Origin of the sequence: Magnetovibrio sp., assembly GCF_036568125.1 — a bacterium.
Taxonomy (GTDB): domain Bacteria; phylum Pseudomonadota; class Alphaproteobacteria; order Rhodospirillales; family Magnetovibrionaceae; genus Magnetovibrio.
The window spans coordinates 20,854-27,708 of sequence record NZ_DATCTF010000001.1; the positions used below are offsets into that span (position 1 = coordinate 20,854).

At 60.6% G+C, this 6,855-nt stretch carries 9 protein-coding genes; 8 read left to right on the forward strand and 1 reads right to left on the reverse strand.

Annotated features, from left to right (window positions below):
• Positions 1-54 precede the first annotated feature (54 nt).
• Positions 55-1,665: a lysine--tRNA ligase gene (locus VIN96_RS00085; protein ID WP_331893360.1), complete on the forward strand. Its 1,611-nt coding sequence runs from the start codon at positions 55-57 to the stop codon at positions 1,663-1,665.
• A gap of 69 nt (positions 1,666-1,734) precedes the next feature.
• On the opposite strand, the gene VIN96_RS00090 is transcribed toward VIN96_RS00085, so the two are convergent.
• On the reverse strand, positions 1,735-2,364 hold the full coding sequence (locus tag VIN96_RS00090) for a helix-turn-helix transcriptional regulator (protein WP_331893361.1): 630 nt from the start codon (positions 2,362-2,364) through the stop codon (positions 1,735-1,737).
• A gap of 125 nt (positions 2,365-2,489) precedes the next feature.
• Here VIN96_RS00090 and VIN96_RS00095 point away from each other — a divergent pair, with 125 nt between their 5' ends.
• The 7 genes from VIN96_RS00095 to VIN96_RS00125 all read left to right on the forward strand — a co-directional run.
• Positions 2,490-2,882: a hypothetical protein gene (locus tag VIN96_RS00095; protein ID WP_331893362.1), complete on the forward strand. Its 393-nt coding sequence runs from the start codon at positions 2,490-2,492 to the stop codon at positions 2,880-2,882.
• Positions 2,854-3,345 carry a hypothetical protein gene (locus tag VIN96_RS00100; RefSeq protein WP_331893364.1) on the forward strand — a complete coding sequence of 164 codons (492 nt, stop codon included), beginning with the start codon at positions 2,854-2,856 and terminating at the stop codon, positions 3,343-3,345. Before VIN96_RS00095 ends, VIN96_RS00100 begins: the two co-directional genes overlap by 29 nt.
• 95 nt (positions 3,346-3,440) lie before the next feature.
• A complete protein-coding gene (locus VIN96_RS00105; protein ID WP_331893365.1) occupies positions 3,441-3,650 on the forward strand; it encodes a hypothetical protein in 210 nt (69 codons plus the stop codon).
• 2 nt (positions 3,651-3,652) lie between these two features.
• Positions 3,653-5,335 carry a portal protein gene (locus tag VIN96_RS00110; RefSeq protein ID WP_331893367.1) on the forward strand — a complete coding sequence of 561 codons (1,683 nt, stop codon included), beginning with the start codon at positions 3,653-3,655 and terminating at the stop codon, positions 5,333-5,335.
• Entirely contained in the window at positions 5,332-5,634 is a 303-nt protein-coding gene (locus VIN96_RS00115; protein WP_331893368.1) for a hypothetical protein, read from the forward strand. The genes VIN96_RS00110 and VIN96_RS00115 overlap by 4 nt, the downstream gene beginning before the upstream one ends.
• 42 nt (positions 5,635-5,676) lie before the next feature.
• Positions 5,677-6,345, forward strand: coding sequence for a capsid assembly protein (locus VIN96_RS00120; protein WP_331893370.1), 669 nt, complete (start codon positions 5,677-5,679; stop codon positions 6,343-6,345).
• Between the two features lie 186 nt (positions 6,346-6,531).
• Positions 6,532-6,855: peptidoglycan-binding domain-containing protein (locus VIN96_RS00125; RefSeq protein WP_331893371.1), on the forward strand; the 324-nt coding region annotated here is incomplete at its 3' end.

The window sequence follows — 6,855 nt, forward strand, 5'->3', positions numbered from 1 at the left end:
CCTCAAGCGGACGTACCTTGCGGCCTCTTTTCAACATCAAACCGGTATAGAACCATGCCTTATCAACCCGACCTGCCCCGCGCCCACGCTCACGAACTGGCCCTGCATGCGAATGCCTGGCCTTTTGCCGAAGCTCGCGCACTGGAAAAACACCTGGGCGGGAAACTACCGGAAAAAGGCTACGTTTTGTTCGAAACCGGCTACGGCCCGTCGGGCTTGCCGCACATCGGCACCTTTGGCGAGGTGATGCGCACCACAATGGTGCGCCGTGCGTTCGAACTTCTGACCGGCATGCCGACCCGTCTGTTCGCCTATTCCGACGACATGGACGGCCTGCGCAAGGTGCCGACCAATGTGCCCAACCAGGACATGCTGCGTCCCCATTTGGGCAAACCGCTGACGCAAATTCCCGATCCGTTCGGCACCCACGAAAGCTTCGGCCATCACAACAACGCCCGTTTGTGCGCGTTCTTGGACAGCTTCGGTTTCGAATACGAATTCAAGTCTGCGACCGAAGAATACAAGGCCGGCCATTTGGACAAGACCTTGCTTAAGGTGTTGCAGCACTACGACAAGGTGATGGAAATCATGTTGCCGACCTTGGGCGAGGAGCGTCGCGCGACCTATTCGCCGTTCCTGCCGGTGTGTTCCGAAACCGGCGAAGTGTTGCAAGTTCCCATCGTCGAAACCAAGCCCGACGCGGGCACCATCGTCTACAAGCGCGACGACGGCCAATTGGTCGAGACCGAAGTGACGGGCGGCCAAGTGAAGCTGCAGTGGAAAGCCGATTGGGGTGGACGCTGGGACGCGCTGGACGTCGATTACGAAATGTCCGGTAAGGATTTGATCGACAGCGTCAAGCTGGCCAGCCGCATCTGCCGCACGCTGGGTGGCAAGCCGCCGTTGAACTTGACCTACGAGCTGTTCTTGGACGACCAAGGTCAGAAAATTTCCAAGTCCAAGGGCAATGGTTTGTCCATGGAAGAGTGGTTGCGCTACGCCACGCCGGAATCCCTGGCGCTGTTCATGTACCAAAAGCCCAAGACCGCCAAGCGTCTGTTTTTCGACGTCATTCCCAAGACGGTCGACGAGTACTTGGCGCACCTGGCAGCGTTCGACGGCCAGGAAGAAAAAGACCAGATCAACAATCCGGTTTGGCACATTCACGGCGGCAAACCGCCGGCACCGGAAGCCGAAGGCTTGAGCTTCAACATCTTGCTCAACCTCGCCAGCGTGTGCGGTTCCGACGACAAGGCGGTGCTGTGGAGCTTCATCAGCCGCTACCGCGCCGATGCCACGCCGGAAAACTCGCCGATCTTGGATCAGTTGGTGGGCTACGCGATCAACTACTACGAAGATTTCGTCAAGCCGCACAAAAGCTACCGTGTGCCCAGCGAGCAAGAGCGCGGCGCGCTGCAAGATCTCAAAACCAAGCTGGAAGGCATGGCGGGCGACGCCAGCGCCGAGGACATCCAGACCGAGGTCTACGAGGTCGGCAAGGCGCACGGGTTCGAGAATTTGCGCAACTGGTTTAAGGCCTGTTACGAAGTTCTGCTCGGCCAGGAACAAGGCCCGCGCATGGGCAGCTTCATCGCGCTTTACGGCGTTGCGGAAACCGTGACGCTGATCGACAAGGCGCTGGCGGGGGGAGACCTGTCGGCCTAAGCGGCATCAAAGGACATGGAGAAGGGGGCCTCGGCCCCCTTTTTCGTGCCCGCAGTTTGGCGTCTGCGTTTACTGCGCGGCCCAGATGATGCGGGCGATCCATTCGATATCGGACAGCTGAATTTCCCGGTCCGCATGGGCCGGGTTGAACGATCCGAGTTCGATCCGTTGCGCCGACTTGCGCTTTAAAACCTTGGCCATCACTTCGCCTTCGTGGGTTTTGACCACCACCCGGTCGCCCCGGCGCACACCGCTTTCGGGCGATACCACCACGATATCGCCGTCGCGAAACACCGGTTCCATGCTGTCGCCGGAAATTTCCAGCGCGAAGGCATGCGGGTCCGTGGAGCCGGGGAACGAGATTTCATCCCAGCCGCCGCCGGTCGGATAGCCGGCATCGTCGAAGAAACCTTGGGCACCGGCCTGGGCGAAGCCGATCAACGGCACATTGCGCGGCGCAGTCCGTTCGCCGTTTTCAATGTAGGCGATGAATTCCTGAAGTTCGGCGCCGGTGGCTTTGAGGATTTTCGCGATGCTTTCCGTCGACGGCCAGCGCAGTTTGCCTTCGCGGGTGACGCGTTTGGATTTGTTGAAGGTGGTCGGGTCGAGCCCCGCCTTGCGCGCAAGTCCCGACGCCGAAAGCCCGTAGGCCGCCGCCAACTTGTCTACAGCTCTCCAAACGTCACCATGTTTTAGCATGGGAAGATTGTCACATCACTGCGAAAAGATGTCATTAGGAAAAAATACATAATAAATATTGACATAGGAAAAAATCGAACATATCACAATTAAAGAGAGAAAAAACCTATTAAGGAGTGCTCATAGTGACAAAAATCCGATATGTGAGGCGTCCCATCCCTATCAAGCAGGTGATTGAATTCTTGGATGCCGAGGAGGCATGGTTTTGGTACGTCCGATCAGAACGTGCGCGGCGCGAAGGGGCGCGGTTGACGGAAACGGCGACATCCCATACGCGCCCGTGCGAGCCGGATGACATCTACCGTGCCGTGATGCGGCTGCATCGACGTCGCCTCATCGGCAATGAGCATCTGAAAACTTTGGCGGAATTCGGTTGGCGGGAATGCCCGCCCGATGCCCGGGTGCGTGACGAGGAACGCAGTGTCGCGCTGTGGGACGATGCGTTGGATCGTCTCACCACGGAACTGAAAAGCAAGGGGATTGTTCGTCATGATGAGCGTTGCGCAGACTGCGGCTGAAAACGCCACGCATGCGTCAGGGGCAGAATCTCTAAGCGCACAAACCGCCGAGCCGGATGGCTATTGCGGCCGTCGGGCATTGGTTGTGTTCGGCGGTGATGCGGACCTCAAATGGCTGCGCTTTCTCAGGCCCGGCTATCGGCATTGCTTCGCGCTGTTGGAAAGTGGTGATCGCTGGGTGATGTACAATCCTTTGTCCAACGGCACCGAGGTCGATGTGTGGCCGGGCGATCAGGAAGAAGCCATCCGCGCGTGGCTGGTGTCGAACGGGTATGAAGTCATGGATCAAATCATCCAGCCGCTGCGTCCGCAGCCGTATGCATGGGCCCCGTACAGCTGTGTCGAGGCGGTCAAAAGGGTGTTGGGACTACGTGCGCCTGGGGTTTTCACGCCGTGGCAGCTCTACCGGCACCTGGAAAAAACAAAAAATGGAAAAAATTCCTTGACTTTAAGGTGTGGTTGAGATAATAATCCTTTTAACGAACGGCACCAGTGTGTCCAGAGCAAACCCGGGGTTCAGCCTCGGGTTTTTTTATTCCCACAAAGGAGAAACAAATCATGGGTGGTTTAACCAGCTCGCCCCGAGCCCCTGTCGCGCCCGCCCCTGTCGTGGTGACGGATACGACGGCAGAAGATGAAACCAAGTTGCGCATGGAAGCCTTGGAGCGTCGTCGTCGCGGCCGTAGCGGAACGATCCTGACCTCGGATCGCGGTTTGGTCACGCCGAACGCAAACGCTGCTCAGAAAAAATCTCTGTTGGGGGAATGAGCATGACGGACCTGACCCCGCAATCGATCATCCAAAGCTATCAGCGCGCCAAGGATCGCCGCCGCACCTGGGAAGCGCATTGGAACGATTGTTATGATTTCACATTGCCTCAGCGCAATCCCAACACCCTGGCGGGCAGGAAGGCCGGCGACAAACTGTTCGACGGCACCGCTCCGGACGCGGTCGATCAGTTGGCGGCCAGCTTGCTGTCGAACCTGACGCCACCATGGGCGCGCTGGGTCGGCTTGATGCCGGGAACCGACGTCAACGATCATGATCGTGAGCTGTTGGCGCCGAAGCTGGAAAAGGTCGCCGGGATTTTGCAATCGCACATCGACCGCTCCAATTTCGCCATTGAAATTCACCAATGCTTTCTCGATCTGGTGACGGTCGGCACGGCGTGTTTGATGCTGGAAGAAAGCCCGCTTGGCGAGACCTCGGCGTTTCGCTTCACCGCCGTGCCGCTGTTCGATGTGGTGTTCGAAAACGATGCGGGTGGGCGTTTGGACGGAACCATGCGGCGCATGGAACTGACCCGGCGCGAGCTCAAACAACGCTACCCCGACGCCCCCGACATGGGCGAGGAGCAAGCCGCCTTGATCGGCGGGGAAGAAACCCGCATCCCGGTGATCGAGGCGGTGTTTCCCGATGACAAGGGCTATCGCTACATGGCGGTGGCCGAACCCGCGCCGGGATTGGTGAGCGACGCCACGGTGCTGTCGCAAGGGCGGTTCGAAAAATCGCCGTTCATCAATTTTCGCTGGCTCAAGGCCCCGGGTGAAATTTACGGACGCTCGCCGGTGATGAAGGCGCTGCCCGACATCAAGACCGCCAACAAGGTGGTCGAGCTGGTGTTGAAGAACGCTTCCATCGCGGTGACCGGCATCTGGCAAGCCGACGACGACGGCGTGCTCAACCCCGCCAACATCAAGTTGGTGCCGGGCGCGATCATCCCCAAGGCTGTGGGGTCGAGCGGCCTGACGCCGTTGGCCGCGCCGGGACGGTTCGACATTTCGGGTTTGGTTTTGGAAAGCCTGCGCGCCAGCATCCGTTCGGCGCTGCTGGCAGATAAGCTGGGCCAGGTCGCCGGACCGAAGATGAGCGCGACGGAAATCTTGGAACGGTCCACGGAAATGGCGCGCATTCTCGGCGCGACCTATGGGCGGCTGCAGTCGGAACTGCTCAGCCCGATGATCGATCGCGGTCTCGCCATCTTGCGCCGTCGTGGGGAAATTCCCGCCATCGCCATCGACGGGCGCACCGTCGATATCGATTACAAATCGCCGCTGGCGCGCCGTCAGGCGCAAGAAGACATCAGCGGCGCGGTGGCGTGGTTCCAGGCGGTGCAGCAACTCGGCGGCGGGGCGGTGGACATCATCAATGTGCCGCGCACCGCACGGTGGTTGGCGAAAGCCTTTCGCGTGCCGGAAGAGTTGCTGCACAGCGAGCAAGACCTCGCGCGCAATCTTGCACCGGAAAGCGCATCGAAAAGTCGACCCGCTCAAGGCGTCGACCTGGGGGCGTTGTCCAAGATCCTCAGCGGGCAATCGCCGTCTGAGCAAGCCGCCATCACACCCGCGCAAGCGGTGACGCCGCCGGCGTTCAACCGCGGCACCATCACGCCGTCCACGACCCCGCCATCGCCGGGCGCGCCGCTCAATCCGTTTAAGGGGATCTCGTCATGAGCGGGGCTCACAAAGGCTGGGCCTGGTTCGAACGCGATGGCGGCCAAGCGCGTGCGCGTGCCGACGGGGGCGGCGGCGGCGAGGACCTGCCCGATCCGGATCGCGCGTTGCGCCTGGCTTATGCCCGGTGCTTTGGCAGTGCCGACGGCGAAAAGGTTCTCGATCACCTGCGCGCCATCACCTTGGAACGCACCCTCGGCCCCAGCGCGTCGGCGGACATGTTGCGCCACATCGAAGGCCAGCGCCAATTGGTGAGCTACATCGCCGCCTTGGCGCGCCGCGGCCGCGACGGCGTTTAAACCATTTCGACCATCCATTCGTTCACAAACAGGAGAGACCACATGAACACCCCCAACAGCGATCAAAACGGCTGCCCGCCGTGGCTGCCGGCTAAATTCTGGGATGCGGACACCGGCGCCGTGCGCACCGAAGCCTTGGCGCGGTCCTATCAGGAACTGGAACGCCATCTCGGCAATTCGCAAACCGCCGCGATGGCGGACATGCCCGAACACCCCGGCGCTTACGACATCATGATCGACGACGACCTGCTCAGCGTCGACGACGAGGTCAACCAGCGTCTGTTCGAAAACGGCTTTTCGCAGGCCCAAGCCCAACTGGTCTACGACCTGGCGTCGGAACGCATGATGCCGATGGTCGCCCAGATCACGGCGAATTATGAAAACAAGCGCGAAGAAGATCGGCTGCTCCAGCACTTCGGTGGCGTGGAACGGTTCCAAGCGATCCGCCCGCAGCTCAGCGCCTGGGGCAAGGCCAATCTCACCCCGACGGTTTATGAAAACTTGGTGGCCTCGGCCGAAGGCGTCATCGCCATGTTCGAAATGATGAAGAACCGCGAACCGGCCCTGACGCGCGCCGCCGAACCGCGCTTCGCCAACTCCGAACAGGACATCAAACGCATGATGAAGGATCCGCGGTACTGGAAGGACCGCGACCCGACCTTCGTCGCGCAAGTCCGCGAAGGCTTTCGCAATCTCTATCCGGACGCCTAAACGGCGACGGCCGGGATCATCCCAAAGCAGGCTCGGCGCAGATTGGTTCCCTCCCTCTACCAAATGCGCCGATGGGCGGTGAGCGCGTTCGATCCGCAGCTCCCGCCGCACGGGCCGCGGACGACCGACAGCGGTCGTCCGCGGTCTATTTTTCAAACCACACGTTGTTGTTCATGGAGATCATTCATGCGTCCTCACCCCATGGTTAAATGTTCCAAGCCCTTGGCGTCCAACGCCAGCGCCGCGCCATTGGACGTGGTGAAGATGAAATCCGCGCTCGGCGCGCTGGGGCTGTACGAGGCCCCCGAATGGGGCGTGTCGCAATTTCCCGACGCGGCGCTGTTCGACGCCATTCGGGCGTTCCAAAAGGCCCAAGGCCTCAAGGTCGACGGCGCGATCAAACCGGGCGGCGAGACCGAGGCCGCGTTGAGCCAAGCGATGAACCCGCGTCGTAGCAAGGCCGCTTTGCAAGCGACCGCGCAAGCCCTGCAAAGCCTGGGCCGGGGCGGC